Here is a 16,554-nt window from a genome sequence, read left to right as displayed (position 1 = left end):
AACAGGGGGAAGGACTCGATGGAAAATAATCCGTATGCGGCACCGCAAGCCGTGGTCGATGATGTGCGCGCGTGGGACGCTTATGACCTGGAAAACCGCAAGGCTGGACGTGCCAAGCGTCTGGGTGCGGCCTTGCTGGATGGACTGCTCAGCCTGATCTGGCTGGCGCCGGTGGCGTGGGCCGGCTACATGTTTCTGGATGTCAGGCATGGCACCAAGCCGGCCGGCCCCATGTTTGCGCTGATGCTGCTGGGCCTTGCGCTGATGGTCACCATCATCGTGGTGAATTGCGTGATGTTGCATCGCACGGGCCAAACCATCGGCAAGCGCGCGCTGGACATCGCGGTGGTGCGCGCCGACGGCAGCCGGATCGGTTTGTCGCGCTACATCCTGCTGCGGGTTTTGCCGATGATGGGTCTGGGCATGATTCCCTTCGTGGGCAAGTTCACCGGTCTGGTTGATGCCTTGCTGATCTTCGGCAAGGACAAGCGCTGCCTGCACGATATTTTCGCTGACACCATCGTCGTCGACGCTTGATGATTGACACCGTGCGCGAGATCGAGACGCCGGAAGGCGTCTGTCTGCGCCTGCGTGCCGCGGGCGCCTTGCCGCGCGCGCAGGCATGGATGATCGATCTGCTGCTGCGCTTTGCCTTCCTGATCATGGCGATGATTCCGCTGGGCTTGTTTGGCCAGGGCGGCAAGGGGCTGGCCCTGCTGCTTATGTTTGCCTTGCTGTGGGGCTACTCGGTGGTTTGCGAGGTGTGGCTGGGCGGACAGACACTGGGCAAGCGCGCGCTTGGTTTGCGCGTCGTCAATGCGGACGGTACGCCGGTCACCTGGCTGCCGTCGGTGGTACGCAACCTGCTGCGCGTGGTCGACGCATTGCCCGGCGTTTATGGCGTGGGTCTGGCCTGCACGCTGATGGACCCGTATGCCCGCCGTCTTGGCGATATCGTTGCGGGCACCATGGTGATCCATGCGGCGGATCTCCCTGCCGGTCAGGAGATTCCCGCACTGGCAGCGCTGCCGCTGCCACTGGTGCTGGCCAGCGATGAACAGGCTGCGCTGATCGAGTTTGCCGAACGCGCCGGGCAGCTCACCGCGCAACGCCAGGAAGAGCTGGCCAACTTGCTGACACCGTTGACCGGGCAGCGCGATACCGCTGCCATCCGCCAACTGGTCGGGCATGCCAACTGGTTGTTGGGTCGGGCATGAAGCAGGAACGCTTTGTCGCCTTGCACCGTCGCGAGTGGGACAGTCTGGAGGCGTGGCTGAAGGCGCTGGACAGGCAGGCCAAACGATTGTTGCAGCAGGACCAGGCGCTGGATTTTCCGGCGTCCTACCGGCGCGTTTGCCACCACCTGGCGCTGGCGCGTGGCCGCGGTTACAGCCATGAAGTCACCGAGCGTCTGCAGCGACTCGTACAACAAGGCCATCAGGTGCTGTATCAACCGCCGGCGCCGCGCTGGCACCGTGTTATTGCGTTTCTGGTGGCGGGCTTCCCGCGGCTGGTGCGCGCGCAATGGCGCTGCATGCTGGCGGCGAGCGTGCTGTTCTATGTGCCGGCGCTGGTCACCCTGGTCGTCATGCAGCTGCGGCCGGAGTTTGCGCATACGGTTTTCAGCAGTGCGCAACTGGCCCAGTTCGAAAAGATGTACGACCCGGCCAATACGCACATCGGCCGCAGCAGCGGCACCGACCTGCAGATGTTCGGCTACTACGTGATGAACAACGTCAGCATCGCGTTTCGCACGTTTGCTTCCGGGTTGGTGTTCGGCGTTGGCGCCATTTACGTCCTGGGCGCCAACGGCCTGTTGATCGGCGGCGTTGCCGGGCACCTCACCGCGATCGGCTACGGCGGCCCGTTCTGGCGCTTTGTGGCAGCGCATTCGGCGCTCGAACTGACTGCACTGGTGATCGCCGGTGGCGCCGGCCTGAAGCTTGGTCTGACCCTGCTGGCACCGGGTCGCCAGCGGCGCGGGCCGGCACTGGTGGCAGCCGGCTGGGTCGGCGCGCAACTGGCGTTGGGTGCGTTCGCCATGCTGGTAATGGCGGCTTTTGTCGAAGCGTATTGGTCATCGATCGCCGCCTTGCCCGACGTGGTGAAGTTCGGCAGTGCCGCCTTGCTGTGGGTGCTGGTGCTCGGCTGGTTGTGGCGCGGCGGCAGGGCGGTCAAGCATGGAGCTTGAACGGATCAGCGTGGTGCTGCGCCCGCGGGTGACCCGCGAAGCGATCGATCTGGGCGCCGCCATGCTGCGCGCGAATGCCCGCGCGGTGTGGTCGGCATGGTTTGCCTTCACCCTGCCGGTGTTTGTGTTGTGCAATGCGGTCGGCCTGCTGCTGGATCTGCCGTGGCTGGGCTGGGTGTTGGTGTGGTGGTTGAAGCCGCTGTTCGACCGGGTGCCGCTGTACGTATTGTCGCGTGCCGTATTTGATCGTCCGCCGCGGTGGCGCGAAACCCTGCGCGGCCAGGCGCAGTGGAGTTGGCGCAGCACCATCGCCGGTTTGACCTGGCTGCGCATCGACAGCAACCGCGCGTTGCGCCTGCCGCTGGATCTGCTTGAGGGCGCCACACGCCAGCAACGTTCGGCACGCTGGAAAGTGTTGCGCCGACGCATCGTTGGCGACGTCAGCCTGCTGACCTACGGCTGCCTGCAGTTCGAGTTGGTCGTGTTTCTCAGCTTCTGGCTGTTCGCGCTGCTGCTGATTCCGCACGAATGGCAGCCGGAGTCGCTGGCGCAAGTGATACGTGGCGACATGCCGGGTATTCGTCCGCTCTGGATCGTGTTGGGTGCAGGTGTGGCGTATCTGGCGATGAGTGCGATCGAGCCGCTCTACGTGGCCTGCGGTTTTGCGTTGTATCTCAATCGCCGTACCCAGCTGGAAGCCTGGGATATTGATCTGGCCTTCCGTCGTATGCGAACCCGCATCGAGGCACTGGGCAAGCTGCTTGGCGTGGTGCTGTTGTGTGCAGGCCTGTTGCCTGCGCTGCATGCGCAGACGCCAGCGCCTCCGACCGGAAAAGTCGTCACCAGCAGCGTCGACAAAATATTTGGCGCGCCAGCGTCCGCGAGCGAGCAGCGCTTTGCCGATAGCGCAGCGCCGGTCTATCGCGATCCCCGCTTTGGTGGCGAGCACACCGTGCGCAGCTGGCAACTCAAGCACCCGTGGAAATCCGGGCCGCAGCAGACCAGTCCGCAGTTCCCCGCCCTGGGGCTGTGGCTTTCGGCGATCTTCAAGGGCTTGTTGTGGCTGTTGCTGGCAGGCGTGCTGGTCACCCTTGGCTGGTTTGCCTGGCGTTGGCGTGGCCGCTGGCTGGGTGAGCCGGAAGCGCCGGCGGTGGCGTCATCGTCCAGCCTGCTGCCGAGCGAGTCGGACGAATTGCCCTTGCCGGATGATCTGGCCCAAGCCACCCGCGCATTGTGGCAATCGCAGCATCGGCGCGAAGCGCTGGCCCTGCTTTACCGCGGGTGCGTGGAACACACCACGCAACTGTTGCAACTACCGCCGTCGAAAGACGCCACCGAGGCGGACTGGCTGCGTCGCGCGGACGGCATGGCCGACACGGTACGCGCGCAACGCGTGATAGCCATCGTGCGTACATGGCAGTTTGCCGCGTATGCCGGGCGTTATCCGGATGACGCCACCATCGAACAATTGCTGCAAGGCTGGCCGGCACAGCCGGGGGCGATCGCATGAATCGCCGAACGCTTACCGTGGGCCTGGTCTTGCTCGGCGTCGCCCTGGTGCTGGTGATCGGCTTCTTCGCCACCTTCGAACGCAAGGACGTGACCGAAAGCCAGCCTTCGCATGGCGAGGCGCGTTACAACCGCTTCTTCGCCCTGCAGCAAATGCTGTTGCGGCAGAACCTTTCGGTGAAGTCGCTGACTTCGCTGGCACCGTCGCATCTTCGACTGACCACCGACGACACCTTGCTGCTGGGTGACGACGCCAGCCGCGTCGATGTCGACAACGCAAAGCGCCTGGCGGCATGGGTGCGTGATGGCGGCCACCTGCTGCTGTCGCCCGGCGCCGCGGTGAGCTTGCACACGCCGTTGTTCGATGCCTTGGGCCTGCTCGACCCGCACCCGGCCGAATTCGGCTGCAGCACGCTGGTGACGCAGGCTCACTCGGCGCGTGTCAAAGACGATGAACCGGGGGCGGGCGTGTGCGGTTTGCGCTTCCGGCTTGTCGGCGCAGCAGACGCGGCAGTCGATGCCTCCATCGGTGACGCGAAGCAGGGTTACCTGTTCGCACGGACCCGACTGGGCAAAGGCACGGTCAGTCTGTTGGCTGATTTTTCGCCGCTGGTGCGTAACCAGTTGAAGTTGCCGGCGGCGCAGCAGTTTGCGTGGCGTTTACTGCAGCCCAATCGCGGGCGCGGCACGATTTATCTGATCTACGCGCTGGATGGCCCGTCCTTCCTGAAATTCCTGGGCCTGACTGCGTGGCCGGCGCTGTTGGCGCTAGCCGTGCTGCTGGCCGCGTGGATGGCGATGCGCAGCGCACGGCTGGGTCCGTTGATGCCGGCGCCGACGCTGCATCGACGGGCGCTGCTCGAACACGTGCAGGCCGCTGGCGAATTTTTCTATCGCCGCGACGGCGGGCGCAGCCTGCATCGGCTGGCCAGCGACACCGTGCTGGCGCGTCTGCGCCGCCGCGATCCGGCCTGCGCCATGCTCAACGGCGATGCGCTTTACGCGCGTCTGGCCGAACGCAGTGCACTCGATCCCGCGCACATCGCGCAAGCGTTCCAGTCTCCGGCGAACGCGCATGCGTTCCGCACTTCCATCATCACCCTGGCCCGACTCAGGAGCCGCCCATGACCACCGAAACCCTTGCTGCCCCGGCGACACCGCCGGCCCCGCTGTCGATCGCCGAACTGGGCGAGCACACGCGCGCCTTGCGCAGTCAGGTGACCCGCGCCTTCATCGGCCAGACCGAAGTATTCGATCAGGTGTTGCTGGCGCTGCTGGCAGCCGGCCATGTGCTGATCGAGGGCGTGCCGGGCCTGGGCAAGACGCTGCTGGTGCGCGCGCTGGCCGGGTCGGTCGGCTGCAGTTTTGGCCGCGTGCAATTCACGCCCGATCTGATGCCGGCCGACGTCACCGGCCACGCCATCTACGATCCGAAGGCCGAGCGCTTCCAGATCCGTCGCGGTCCGGTATTCGCGAACCTGTTGCTGGCCGATGAGATCAACCGCGCGCCGGCGAAGACCCAGGCGGCGTTGCTGGAATCGATGCAGGAAGGGCAGGTGACCATTGAAGGCCGCCGCTTCGCCTTGCCCGAACCGTTCATGGTGGTGGCCACGCAAAACCCGATCGAACAGGAAGGCACCTACCCGTTGCCGGAAGCGCAGCTGGATCGTTTCCTGATCAAGGTGGTGATCGGTTATCCCAGCCTTGAGGATGAGCGGCGCATGGTGGCCAGCGTGGTCAACGGCAAGATCGCCGCCGATCTCGATGTGTCGCAAGTCAAGCCGGTGATGAGCCAGGCCCAGCTGCTGGCCGTGCAGAAGGCGGTAGCAGCCATTCGCATGGACGAGGCGGTCACCGATTACGCTGTGCGCATCGCGCGCACTACACGCGAATGGCCCGGCGTGATTGGCGGTGCCGGCCCGCGTGGCGGCCTGGCGCTGGCGCGATTGGCGCGCGCACAGGCTGCCATCGACGGCCGCGACTTTGTCACCCCGGATGATGTGCGCGCGGTGGCGCTGCCGGCATTGCGTCATCGCCTGCTGTTGGCGCCCGAAGCACTGATCGAACGCCAGCGACCGGACGACGTGCTTGCCGCGTTGTTGCACAAGGTGCCTGCGCCGCGCCAATGATGCGACCCGCACCGCTACTGCTGTGGTTGCTGCTGGGCTGGACCGTGCTCGGCGTATTGACCAGTCTCGACCGTTTGCCGCTGTCCACGTGGCTGGCTGCCGGCGCGGTGATTGCGTTGGTCGCGCTTGTCGATGCGTGGCGACTGCGCCGCATGCCGTCGCCCGAACTGCAACGCGAAGTTGCGCAGGTGATGCCGCTGGGTCCGCCGGCCACCGTGAATCTGCGACTGCAAGGCAACGGTCGACGCACGCAGAGTTTGCGCCTGCATGACATGCACCCGGGTGGCTGGGTTGTGCATGGCATGCCGCGTGACGTGCGTCTGCCGCCGGGCACGGATCTGCTGCTCGACTACAGCGTCATTCCCGATGCGCGTGGCCAATTCAGCTTCAATGGTTGCCACGTGCAGTTGCACTCGCCCTGGCGCACATGGACCACGCGCCGCGTCATCGGCGGTGTATCGACCGTGCGCATTTACCCGAACTTTGCCGCGCTGGCCGAGTTGGCCGGACTTAGCGTGGAACTCGCCTCGCGCAGCGTGGGTGCACGCCTGCAACGGCGTCGCGGTGAAGGCACCGAATTTCAGGAGTTGCGCGATTACCGCGTCGGCGACAGCTTGCGCAAGATCGACTGGAAGGCCACCGCGCGCAGCGGCCGGTTGATCTCGCGCGAGTATCGCGACGAGCGCAATCAGCAAGTGGTGCTGATGCTGGACTGCGGCCGGCGCATGCTGGCGCAGGACGACCAGTTGGTGCACTTCGATCATGTGTTGAATGCCTCGCTGGCACTGGCCAGCATTGCGCTGCGCCAGGGTGACGCAGTTGGCATGCTGGCCTGTACCGGTCAGCAGCAGCGCTGGCTGCCGCCGCAACAAGGCAGTCTCGGCATGGACATGCTGCTCGGCGCCGGCTACGACTTGCAGGCGATGCCGCAAGCCACCGATTACCTGGCCGCCGCCAGCGCGCTGCAGGCGCATCAGCAGCGGCGCGCGCTGGTGGTACTGATTACCAACGTGCGTGATGAAGACGACGTGGAGTTGCGCGCGGCAGTCAGCATGCTGTCCAAGCGTCATTTGGTGATGCTGGTGAGCCTGCGCGAACTGGCGCTGGATCGTGCCGCCAGCGAGCCCGGCGTGGAACTGGAAGGCAGCATCCGCAGTGCGGCGGCCATGCATTACCTGGCCGAGCGCGAGCGCACGCACGAAGCGCTTCGGCGCGAAGGCGTCAACCTGCTTGATGTGAGTTGCAGTGAACTGTCGGGTGCCTTGATCGAGCGCTATCTGGCGATCAAGCGCGGCAATCGCTTGTAGCGATGTGGCGCAAGCAGTGGCCCTGTGTGGCGTCACTGCCTGTGCATGCAAGGCAACGCAGGTATCCTGAATCTCGCTGACAACGCACTGATTTTTTCGCAGCGTACGCGGGGTGCCGTCATCGCGGACAGGCGCCCTGCGGCTGCCGTGGCGAACTTCACTGTGCCGAAAGCAGACGCTGCACCCCCCGCACGCGGTGTCGAATCAATCCTTGCCTCGATGAGGGACATTGCTGGCCGGGGTATTCGGGTTTTCCGGCATGACCGGGGTGCTCAACGCGCCGACCGTCACGGTGCCAAACCACTGCGCATCGCGCGCGGAAAAATAATTTTTCGGCTGCAGCAGGTTCGGGTCGTAGCGACCGCAGCCACGCCGTGGCACTTCGACGCCGCCCAGGTAGAGCGTGTAGCCGCCGCAATTGACCGGGCTGGAGTCCGAAGCCATGGTCAGCACGCCAGAGTCGTGTCCCAGGTGTGAGCCAGTCAGTGCGTTTCGCGCGGTGGTCAAGGCCAGCTTCATGCGCTGTTTGGCCACCACGTCGCCGTATTCAGGGCGCAATGTTTTCAGCGTGGTCTCGGCCAGATCGTGCTGCGCAGGATTCAGCGCCGCGCAAATCTTGTTGCGAGCCGTGACGTAAGTCGGGTAGCCGCGCTCAGCGGCCAGGGTAATCCACGCACAGGCGATTGCCGGGTCCTTGCTGACGCCGCGACCGTTGAGATACATCATGCCGATACTGAGTTGGGAGAGCTTGTCGGCGTAACGGGAGCCGATCTTGAAGTACTTCAGCGCCCCCTCGTAATCGCCCTCGAACAAACGCTGCATGCCGGCGAACTGGCCGAACAGGTCCGGATGTCCCCAGGTGGAGGATTCGCCCATGGTCTGCAGAAGACGCTTGATATTCGCGTCTGCCGCGGGCGGTGGCACGGGCTGTTGCGCGGTGGCCTGGCCTGCCGCTGCCGGCGGCGATGCCGCTGCATTCGCCGCGCTGGGCGACATGCCGGCGCAGGCGATGGTGGTGATGCTGGTCAGCACCACAAAAGCCGATCCGGATAGTACGAATTTCATGAGCTATTCCCTCGCTGTTGGCGTATCACAAGCCGGAAGGCCTTCCCGCATGCCTTCCTGATGCAAGCGGGCATCGTAGCGCAGCCTGCGCAGACGCAGCCACTGGGCTGGCTTCAATCCTCTTCCACGTGTGGCTTCCACGCATCGCTGAGTTGCTTCTGCACATTGGTCGGCACCGCTTCGTAGTGACTCAGGTCGAGGCTGTAGCGGCCGCGGCCGCCGGTCATGGATTTGAGTTCGGTCGGGTAGTCGGTCAGTTCCGCCAGTGGCGCCTGCGCCTTGATCACCAGTTCGCCGCCGCGCTGGCTGTCGGTGCCGAGAATGCGCGCACGCCTGCTGGCCAGTCCGCCGGTAACGTCACCTACGTTGTGCTCGGGAATCGCCACCTCGATGTTGACGATCGGCTCCAGCACGGTGGGATGTGCCTTGACCACGGCGTCGAGGAAGGCTTTCTTGCCGGCACTGATGAAAGCCACTTCCTTGGAATCCACCGCGTGGTATTTGCCGTCGTAGACGGTGACCCGAAGGTCCTGCAGCGGATAGCCGGCCACCGCGCCGTGGGCCATTGCCTGATGCACGCCTTTTTCGATCGCCGGCAGGAACTGACCGGGAATCACCCCGCCTTTCACTGCGTCGACAAACTCGAAACCCGCGCCGCGTTCCAGCGGCTCAAGGCGCAGGAATACTTCGCCGAACTGGCCGGCGCCGCCGGTCTGCTTCTTGTGCCGGTGATGACCTTCGGCCACGCCGGCAATGGTTTCGCGGTAGGCGATCCGTGGTGGGTGCACGTCCACCTCCACGCCATAGCGCTCGCGCATGCGTTCCAGCATCACTTTCAGATGCAGGTCGGACAGGCCGCGCACCACTGTCTCGTTGAGTTCCTTGTGATGCTCGACGCGGAAACACGGGTCTTCCTCGGCCAGTCGTGCCAACGCGTTGGAAAGCTTCTGCTCCTGGCCCTTGTGCTTCGGCTCCAGCGCCAGCCCGAACATCGGTGCGGGAAAGGCCAGTGGCGCCAGGCGGATCTGGTCGTCGTCATGCGAATCGTGCAGCACCGCGTCGAAGTGGATCTCCTCCACCTTGGCGACTGCCGCAATGTCACCGGGAACAGCCGCCTCGATTTCCACATGCGTCCTGCCCTGCACGCGAAACAAATGACCTACCTTGAACGGCTTGCGGCCATCATCAATCAGCAACTGGCTATCGCGACGAATCGTGCCCTGCCACACGCGAAACACGCCAAGCTTGCCCACGAACGGATCGTTGACGATCTTGAACACATCGGCGATGACGTGCGCTTCCGGGTCGGCGCTGACCGCCAGTGGCGTGCCGTCGCCGCGGGTGAATGGCGGCGGGTTGCCCTCGGCGGGATTGGGCAGCAGTCGCGCAGCGAGCTCGAGAAATTCGCGAATGCCTGCACCGGTGCGCGCGCTGACAAAGCAGATTGGTACCAGATGGCCCTCGCGCAGGCATTGCTCGAACGCATCGTGAAGCTGTGCGGGCGTGAGTGCACCTTCGCCGGCATCGAGGTAGCGGTCCATCATGCCTTCGTTGATTTCCACCACTTGATCCAGGATGCGCTGATGCGCTTCGGCCAGCGAGGAAAAATCCGTGCTTCCTTCGGTGTGGAAGAAACAATCCAGCACGCGGTTGCCACGGTTTGCGGGCAGGTTCACCGGCAGGCACTCGCTGCCGAATTCGTCGCGCAAGGCATCCACCAGAGCGGCCAGGTTGGCGCCGTCGAAGTCGATCTTGTTGATCACCAGTACGCGCGCCAGTCCGCGTGCTTTCGCGTGCATCATCATCCGGCGCGTGCCGTATTCAATGCCGTTGATGGCATTGACCACCACCGCCACGGTTTCCACTGCCGACAGCGAGGCTAGCGTGGCGCCGCGAAAATCGGCATAGCCGGCGGTGTCGATCAGGTTCAGGTGACAGTCGCCGTGATCCAGATTCGCCACGCAACTGTCGATGGAATGGGCGCGCGCCTTTTCCTGGCTGTCACTGTCGGAGACGGTATTGCCGCGCTCGACACTTCCCGCCGTCTGGATGGCACCGCCTGCGGCGAGCAGTGCATCGAACAAGCTGGTCTTGCCCACGCCGGCGTGTCCGGCGAAGGCGATGTTGCGGATGCTTTCCGTGGAATACGACACGATGCGACCCTCCCATGACGGGGCGCGGATCGTGCCGGCATGCAGCACGGCACCGTACAAAACCGCGCCAGGCAATTGATGATGGCGGGCCGTCATGCTCGTCCTTGCAGGTGCCGCAGGCGGCGTCAGCGGGGCAGGGCGGTCATGGCGGAGAGACGGCGCGGGGCGCCGTTCGCCTAGATTTGATCCGCGCGTGGTGTGGGTCAAGCTGCACTGCGGGGAACCGCTGCCGCCAGGCTGTGGTCTGAGTCGCCAGGTAACCGTGGTTGCCGGAACCGCCGCTGCCTTCCAGCGGGGTGGAATTCAGTCATCGGCGGGCATGCTGCCGGTTCCCGTCATGCATGAGGCTTCGTCATCACCCGTTCACCGCTTGCCCCATCCGAGTTGCCACCGCCCGCGGAGGAGTCGCCGTCGTCGCGTGCGTCGCGTGCGCCGCTGGCGGAAGAGCGCGGTGTTCTGGCGAGTGGATCGCCGCGCGGGCGTGCGGTGCGGGCTGAACGCGGAACGCACTGGCTGGCCCTGGTGGTTGCCCTGCTGCTGCATGGCGCGTTCGTGGTGGTGATCTGGCAGCAAATGCGCCCGCCGCCGCTGGCGATGACAGCCAGCCCGCCCGCCAGCCGGATGCTGCAGATTCGATTCATCAGCGGCGCCTCGTCGCGCCCGGCGCCACCGCCGATGCCAGCGCTGGCGCCGCCGCCGCGTTCCCGCCCACCACCCGCCGTGCACGAGCCGGCGAGAAAAAATGCGATGAGCCTGCAGACGCACGAAGTGCCGCCCAGCGATGCGCTGCATCTCTACGACATAAATGGCGAGCCACTGCTTCCCGCCGCAGCATCCAGCGCGGCAGCGCTACCCGGCTACGTGCAGCACCTGCCGCAAGGCGATCCGCGCATCATGCAGCACCGCAGTCCGATCGATTATCAAGCCACTCGCTTCGACACCGACTGGGGCAAGAGCAGCGCCGTCGACAGTGCGCTGCAGAAGCTGGTGGACAAGACCACGGTCAAGAAGACCATTCGGCTTCCGCGTGGCATTCGCCTCCATTGTGCGATGTCACTGGCCATGCTCGCTGGCGGTTGCCGTGGTGACCCGCCGCCACCGCCCTCGGCGAAAGATGGCGACGAACGACTGAGCATGGCGCCGGCCCGATCGCTGGACGGCCAGGCACATGCGCCCAAGCCGCCGAGCGAACAGGCCTGCATCGAGATGTACCGCGCCGGCAAGCCGCTGGAGTGGGGCTGCCCGGTCGATACGCCGAATCGTGCGGTCGATGCGGAACTGCGCGAGCGCGCCGCCAAAGCCGAGCAAGTGCACTGACGAAAGCGCACAACCACGGCTGCGATAGCCAGCGGTTGCCGCTGCCGAGGTGAATCCGGCCCCCGCCCGTTACACTGCGCCGATGCCCGCGCCCCATTCCAACCACCAACGCGCTGCCAATCCCGCGCAGGTGATGCTCAGCTCGCCACTGGCGGCAGCCACCCGTGCGCGGGTGTATCACCAGCGGACTCGCCCGCGGCCGCGCGAGCGAGTGCTGCGCATCGTGGCGATGGTCGGCGCCATGCTGGTGCACCTGATCTTCCTGTTCGGCTTCGTGCTGGGTCCGGCATTTCAGGTGGTGCTTCCGCCGGAATCGAAGCCGGCACTGCTGCAGGTGCGCTTGATCGAATTGCCCGAGCCGCCACCGCCACCACCGGTGCGTGGCACGCCACCGAAAGAGCGCGGACCGCGTCATCAGGGTCGCAGCAGCCGCGCGGCAGCGGTCAGCGAGCGCAGCGCCAATATCGAGGCCGTGGTCGCTCCGGCACCGCCTGCTGTCATCCAGCCGCCGGTGGTCACCAAGGTGGCGCGCGTCAAGGCACCTGCGCCGAAGCCGGTGGCCGCGCCGCCCAAACCAGTGAGCCTGCCCAAACCCGCACCCACCCCCGAACTGCAGCCCATTCCGCTGGCCGGCGAACCGCCGGTGGTGGCGTTGCCCACGCCGGTGGTAGCGGCTCCCGTACCACCAAAATTCCAGCCCGAGTCTGTGCGTAAACCGCAACTGGAAGGTAACCAGCCGATGCCGCCACCGGCGTCCCTGGCTATGCCGGAAGTGCCACCCCAGGCAGCGCCGCCGCTGGCTCCACCCACCATCGCGCTGGATACAACGGTGCCCAAGTCCAGCGCGCCAGCCAGCGTCGCCCCGATGCGCGCCGAACTACCGGCGGCGCCACCGGTGCCCGAGTTGCAGGCCGTGCCGCTGCCTGCGCAGTCGTCACCCATCGTCAATCTGCAGGCACCGTTGAGCACGCCGAGTCCCGTCGTGCCGAACGAGAAGCCCCAAGTCCAGGCGCCCGCGATCGAAGTGGCCGAGGCCGAACTGGAAGCCGTGCCGCTGGCACCCGCAGCGCCTTCCAAAATCGCGCCGCAGACGCCAAGCGCAAAAGTTGAAGTAAACACAGCGGCCCGGCCAATAGCCGTCCAGCCGTCCATCGAGCGACCGCAACTGAGTGCGCCCACAGCACTTGCCGATGCAGCGCCCACACCTGACAGCACCGAGGCAAAGACTGCGGCGTCGACGCCCGATGCCAGTAACGTCGCAAACCCACCGACGACGCCCACTCAGGCCGACGATACCCCGGCACGCGACGTCAGCCGCGCGCCCGACGCCACGCCGCAAGGCAGCGACCTCGGCGATCCCGGCAAGCCCGACGGCACGGATCGCGCGTCGGCCGACGCGAGTAGTACGGCCAAAGCAGCAGAGCCGGCGAAGCAGCAGGGGCTCGGCAAGCAGGCCGCAGACCATCCATCGAACAAGCTGCTCGCGGGCCAATCCGGTGGCAACCAGCCGGGTGCATCACAGGGCGCGCGCGAAGGCAGTCTGGAAGGGGATTCGAAAGGCGAACTGGGCGGCTACGTGCAGTTGAAGCCGCACGGTGACACGCAAGTCATGCGTCACGGCACACCCAACATCGGCTACCAGCCAACCCGCTTCGAACAGGACTGGGCACCGGAAGGCGAAAGCTCGGTCGATACCGCACTGCGCCGTGCCGTGGAGAAAACCAGGGTCAGCCACACCTTCCATCTGCCGCGCGGCATCCGCGTCAAATGCGCAGTGACGCCACTGTTGCCGATCGCACTGTTCGGCTGCACCAACCCCGATCCACCGGCGAAGCCGCTCGATCAGAAAATCTACGATCGACTGAACCTTGCCCCCGCCAATCCGGTGGCTACGCCCACGCCGGCTGCTGCCAGCAGTGTGAAGCCCACGCCCTTGGTGAAGTTCGACAACACCGCCGAATGCGCCGCCGCCCGCGTTGCTGGCAGCCCACCGCCGCCCGGTTGCGAAGTCATCACGCTGCCGGTGAAACCCGCCACGCCAGCGTCATCGTCGACCTCGTGGGTTCCGGCCAGTGATCAGTTCCACTGAACGGCTTTGATCGACGGCATAGGAAGTTCTTCGCATGGACACCGCAACTATTGGCCTATTCGTTGGAGCGACGCCCGGGGTAGTCATCATCCTCAGAAACATGTGGTATCAACAGACGCTTCAAAAGCAGATTCAGGCCGTGGCATGGGAAGAGCAGAATTGGAACGCCACCCAGCTTGGCTTTAGACAGCAGTTCAACTTGTTGTTCCATCCCGAAAAGTACGTCTCGCCTAGCGACGGTCCCGCGATGGTTAAGGCCAAGCAGGCTCTATTAAGCGCGTGGCCCCAGATACGGCGGCGCCACTGGATCGGGGGCGGTGTACTAGTTCTTGGCGCCATCTTAGGTGTTGTAGTCGGCGTAGCTCTGGCGTAGCTGCCGTCTAACAATTCCTTAGGAGACTTCCCGTCAATACCACCCGCTTGATGCTCTTGCCTTGAGCTTTCAGGCTTTCGCTGGTGCCGGTGTTGTCGTTGGTTCGGGTGCTGCTGTGCCAGTGCAATGCGGATGGCAACGTTGCCAGACTGCATTTCCTTAGACGGTCTTGTTGCATCGATGCCGCTGATGCGGACCAGGGTATAAACCGCGCCCGGAGACCTCATTCATTCAACGGTGTCGTCCGTGGTCGGGGATCAGCCGAAACACGTTTGGACGTCCAGAATGTTAGTCAGGTTCTCTCCGGATGGGTCTGACCCGTTGTCTACCACTTCGCGCTGGCGATGAAACGAACTCGGTACTTCAGGCGGATTGAGCTGAGCGATGCATTGGGTGACGAAGGCTGGCACAGGCGTCGTAGTCCACATCGTGCGCCAGCATCACCCACAGCTGGCGTGCGTGTTTGTTCGCAATGGCGACCAGCACCTTGCCGAACGGTAGTCGTGCGGCCAGTGAGCGTATGCACTGTTGTTCGGGTGTGGCCTTTTCTGTTGCGACGGCCTTGGCACGCTGCAGGCTGCTGCGTGCGCCCTGGATCAATAGCGTGCGCAAGTAGCCATCGCCGCGACAGCTGATCGCGCCCAGTCGTGTGTGCCCGCCGCTGGAATATTGGCTGGGCACCATGCCGAGCCACGCGGAGAGTTGCCGTCCGTTACGAAATTCCTGTGCCTTGCCGAGACTGGCTACCATCGCGTCGGCCGTGATCGCGCCGACGCCAACAATGCCACGCAAGCGCACACACCGCTCGTCACCACGCGCATGGGCTTCGATGCGTGCATCGCACGCGTCGAAGGCCGTGCGGACTTGCTCCCAGTGCGTGGCCAGATCATGAACCAACGCCGTGAACTCGGCGGGCAGAGTGGTCTGTTCGTGCAGATCGGCCAACACCCGGCGCAGCGCCTTGTCGCTTTTGGCCATCACGATGCCGAACTCGGCCAGCAGCCCACGCAAACGGTTGCTGATCGCCAGCGCCTCGGCCTTGTAGCCTTCGCGCACCCGATGCCAGGCCAGCCGTGCCTGCTGGTCGATGGTCTTGATCGGCACGAAGTGCATATTGCCCTGACGGGCGGCCGTGGCAATCGCCTCGGCGTCGTTACGATCGTTCTTGCTGTGCTGACTTTTTCGATACGGCATGACCAGCTGCGCGGCCATCAGCCGAGGTTGCAAGCCGTATTCCAGACACCGTCGCGCCCAGTGATGCGCCCCGCTGCATGCCTCCATCGCCACCACCGTACCCGCCGGCACCTGCGCCAGCCACAGGCCAAACACGTCACGGCGCAGATCCTGCCGCCGCAACACGCGGCCGGAGGCATCTACCTCGCACACCGAAAACACGCTCTTCGCCAAATCCACGCCGATGGTTATAGTGCTCATGGAGACTTCCTCTTCTGTTGACGGTTGTTTCGCAACACCATCATGGCCCTCGAGGTCTTAGGGGGAGGAAGTCTCTTTTTACTCGTTCAAGACGGACGGCTTCGCCGCCGCTCAATTCCGGCGTTAGGGCCGCACATGAAACGTTTGATAATTCTTTCGACACTCGTACTGTTTGGGTGTGCTCAGCAGGCCCAAAGGCCATCGTCTCCCCCTACAGTTGGATCACTGCACGCAAGACCTTCCTCCAGCGGCGCGCTTAATCCGACCTCGCTGCACACCACCGTTTCGGGCCGTAACGTTGCGGACATCTCACGCGATGTTCAAGGTTGGCACGACGAGCAACATGCAGACTGCAAGTTCGTCAAGGTCGTTGTCGCCGAAGTCATAACGCAAGGACAAAAATCCATCGTAGAGCACCGGACCATTGAGGCGTGCAAAGGCCAACAGTTCACTTACCGTGTCTTTATCATTCCTGGCACTGGGGCGCTCACCGACATGGTTTCCAACGTGGATGGCTCAGCTGCTACGCCCTCGAAGCCCTAACATCTCCTTGGGAGACTTCCCGTCAATACCACCCGCTTGATGCTCTTGCCTTGAGCTTTCAGGCTTTCGCTGGTGCCGGTGTTATCGTTGATGCGGGTGTTGCTGTGCCAGTGCAATGCCGCCGCTCAATGCCAGCGTTAGGGGTCTCGGAACCGTACGATGAAGAACAGCGAATTTCTCGAACGTCAGAATTCAACCTTGAAAGAAGTTGAAAAGCTCACGAACCAACTAAGCTCCGGTGAGATAGGCCAAGAGGAGGGTATGGCACGTATAGAGTCGACGATTCAAACGCTAGAAGCGAAAACGCGAATCCAACAGCAGCGCAGCTTTCTTAGGCAGGAAATGCCGCGGGTTCTTTGGCACTTCGTAATTTTTCTCATTCTTTTTTTTACGCTTATCGCAGCGCACTACTTCGGGTGGATCGCCTAACCACTCGTTCGAGGC

The 16,554-nt window shown here is 64.2% G+C and carries 14 protein-coding genes; 11 read left to right on the top strand and 3 right to left on the bottom strand.

Annotated features, from left to right (window positions below):
• Positions 1 to 18 precede the first annotated feature (18 nt).
• Genes PY254_RS16390 through PY254_RS16360 form a run of 7 tightly spaced genes read left to right on the top strand, consistent with a single transcriptional unit; the run spans position 19 to position 7,136 of the window.
• Positions 19 to 537, top strand: a complete 519-nt coding sequence (locus PY254_RS16390) for an RDD family protein (protein ID WP_281013119.1) — start codon at positions 19 to 21, stop codon at positions 535 to 537.
• Positions 537 to 1,217: an RDD family protein gene (locus PY254_RS16385; protein WP_281013118.1), complete on the top strand. Its 681-nt coding sequence runs from the start codon at positions 537 to 539 to the stop codon at positions 1,215 to 1,217. Before PY254_RS16390 ends, PY254_RS16385 begins: the two co-directional genes overlap by 1 nt.
• Positions 1,214 to 2,191, top strand: coding sequence for a stage II sporulation protein M (locus tag PY254_RS16380; RefSeq protein ID WP_281013117.1), 978 nt, complete (start codon positions 1,214 to 1,216; stop codon positions 2,189 to 2,191). Before PY254_RS16385 ends, PY254_RS16380 begins: the two co-directional genes overlap by 4 nt.
• The gene (locus PY254_RS16375; RefSeq protein WP_281013116.1) at positions 2,181 to 3,701 is read left to right on the top strand and encodes a DUF4129 domain-containing protein; all 1,521 of its coding nucleotides are present in this window, start codon (positions 2,181 to 2,183) and stop codon (positions 3,699 to 3,701) included. The genes PY254_RS16380 and PY254_RS16375 overlap by 11 nt, the downstream gene beginning before the upstream one ends.
• Positions 3,698 to 4,828 (top strand): DUF4350 domain-containing protein, encoded by a 1,131-nt coding sequence (locus tag PY254_RS16370; RefSeq protein WP_281013115.1) that lies wholly within the window; start codon positions 3,698 to 3,700, stop codon positions 4,826 to 4,828. The genes PY254_RS16375 and PY254_RS16370 overlap by 4 nt, the downstream gene beginning before the upstream one ends.
• Positions 4,825 to 5,829 carry an AAA family ATPase gene (locus PY254_RS16365; RefSeq protein ID WP_281013114.1) on the top strand — a complete coding sequence of 335 codons (1,005 nt, stop codon included), beginning with the start codon at positions 4,825 to 4,827 and terminating at the stop codon, positions 5,827 to 5,829. The genes PY254_RS16370 and PY254_RS16365 overlap by 4 nt, the downstream gene beginning before the upstream one ends.
• Positions 5,829 to 7,136: a DUF58 domain-containing protein gene (locus PY254_RS16360; protein ID WP_281015254.1), complete on the top strand. Its 1,308-nt coding sequence runs from the start codon at positions 5,829 to 5,831 to the stop codon at positions 7,134 to 7,136. Before PY254_RS16365 ends, PY254_RS16360 begins: the two co-directional genes overlap by 1 nt.
• Before the next feature lie 204 nt (positions 7,137 to 7,340).
• On the opposite strand, the gene PY254_RS16355 is transcribed toward PY254_RS16360, so the two are convergent.
• Together PY254_RS16355 and fusA are read right to left on the bottom strand one after the other, a co-directional pair.
• Positions 7,341 to 8,201 carry a tetratricopeptide repeat protein gene (locus PY254_RS16355; protein ID WP_281013113.1) on the bottom strand — a complete coding sequence of 287 codons (861 nt, stop codon included), beginning with the start codon at positions 8,199 to 8,201 and terminating at the stop codon, positions 7,341 to 7,343.
• A gap of 113 nt (positions 8,202 to 8,314) precedes the next feature.
• Entirely contained in the window at positions 8,315 to 10,354 is a 2,040-nt protein-coding gene (gene fusA, locus PY254_RS16350; protein WP_281015253.1) for an elongation factor G, read from the bottom strand.
• A 384-nt stretch (positions 10,355 to 10,738) separates the two neighbouring features.
• Here fusA and PY254_RS16345 point away from each other — a divergent pair, with 384 nt between their 5' ends.
• The 3 genes from PY254_RS16345 (at position 10,739) to PY254_RS16335 (ending at position 14,133) form a co-directional block, all read left to right on the top strand.
• Positions 10,739 to 11,671 carry a hypothetical protein gene (locus PY254_RS16345; protein WP_281013112.1) on the top strand — a complete coding sequence of 311 codons (933 nt, stop codon included), beginning with the start codon at positions 10,739 to 10,741 and terminating at the stop codon, positions 11,669 to 11,671.
• Between the two features lie 82 nt (positions 11,672 to 11,753).
• The gene (locus PY254_RS16340; protein WP_281013111.1) at positions 11,754 to 13,760 is read left to right on the top strand and encodes a hypothetical protein; all 2,007 of its coding nucleotides are present in this window, start codon (positions 11,754 to 11,756) and stop codon (positions 13,758 to 13,760) included.
• Positions 13,761 to 13,794: 34 nt separating this feature from the next.
• Positions 13,795 to 14,133 carry a hypothetical protein gene (locus PY254_RS16335; protein ID WP_281013110.1) on the top strand — a complete coding sequence of 113 codons (339 nt, stop codon included), beginning with the start codon at positions 13,795 to 13,797 and terminating at the stop codon, positions 14,131 to 14,133.
• 363 nt (positions 14,134 to 14,496) lie between these two features.
• Here the strand turns inward: PY254_RS16335 and PY254_RS16330 are convergent, their stop codons facing one another.
• The gene (locus PY254_RS16330; protein WP_281013109.1) at positions 14,497 to 15,567 is read right to left on the bottom strand and encodes an IS110 family RNA-guided transposase; all 1,071 of its coding nucleotides are present in this window, start codon (positions 15,565 to 15,567) and stop codon (positions 14,497 to 14,499) included.
• Between the two features lie 702 nt (positions 15,568 to 16,269).
• Between PY254_RS16330 and PY254_RS16325 the strand changes: the two genes are divergently transcribed.
• Positions 16,270 to 16,539, top strand: coding sequence for a hypothetical protein (locus PY254_RS16325; protein WP_281013108.1), 270 nt, complete (start codon positions 16,270 to 16,272; stop codon positions 16,537 to 16,539).
• The last annotated feature ends 15 nt before the right edge of the window (positions 16,540 to 16,554 follow it).

Origin of the sequence: Rhodanobacter sp. AS-Z3 (assembly GCF_029224025.1) — a bacterium.
Taxonomy (GTDB): Bacteria; Pseudomonadota; Gammaproteobacteria; order Xanthomonadales; family Rhodanobacteraceae; genus Rhodanobacter.
This window is presented reverse-complemented; position numbering and strand designations above follow the sequence as displayed.

Excerpts from the sequence above, each read along its gene's own strand:
- PY254_RS16390 (WP_281013119.1), top strand. The coding sequence starts at position 19 with ATGGAAAATAATCCGTATGCGGCACCGCAAGCCGTGGTCGATGATGTG.
- PY254_RS16385 (WP_281013118.1), top strand. The coding sequence starts at position 537 with ATGATTGACACCGTGCGCGAGATCGAGACGCCGGAAGGCGTCTGTCTG.
- PY254_RS16380 (WP_281013117.1), top strand. The coding sequence starts at position 1,214 with ATGAAGCAGGAACGCTTTGTCGCCTTGCACCGTCGCGAGTGGGACAGT.
- PY254_RS16375 (WP_281013116.1), top strand. The coding sequence starts at position 2,181 with ATGGAGCTTGAACGGATCAGCGTGGTGCTGCGCCCGCGGGTGACCCGC.
- PY254_RS16370 (WP_281013115.1), top strand. The coding sequence starts at position 3,698 with ATGAATCGCCGAACGCTTACCGTGGGCCTGGTCTTGCTCGGCGTCGCC.
- PY254_RS16365 (WP_281013114.1), top strand. The coding sequence starts at position 4,825 with ATGACCACCGAAACCCTTGCTGCCCCGGCGACACCGCCGGCCCCGCTG.
- PY254_RS16360 (WP_281015254.1), top strand. The coding sequence starts at position 5,829 with ATGCGACCCGCACCGCTACTGCTGTGGTTGCTGCTGGGCTGGACCGTG.
- PY254_RS16355 (WP_281013113.1), bottom strand. The coding sequence starts at position 8,201 with ATGAAATTCGTACTATCCGGATCGGCTTTTGTGGTGCTGACCAGCATC.
- PY254_RS16340 (WP_281013111.1), top strand. The coding sequence starts at position 11,754 with ATGCCCGCGCCCCATTCCAACCACCAACGCGCTGCCAATCCCGCGCAG.
- PY254_RS16335 (WP_281013110.1), top strand. The coding sequence starts at position 13,795 with ATGGACACCGCAACTATTGGCCTATTCGTTGGAGCGACGCCCGGGGTA.
- PY254_RS16330 (WP_281013109.1), bottom strand. The coding sequence starts at position 15,567 with ATGAGCACTATAACCATCGGCGTGGATTTGGCGAAGAGCGTGTTTTCG.
- PY254_RS16325 (WP_281013108.1), top strand. The coding sequence starts at position 16,270 with ATGAAGAACAGCGAATTTCTCGAACGTCAGAATTCAACCTTGAAAGAA.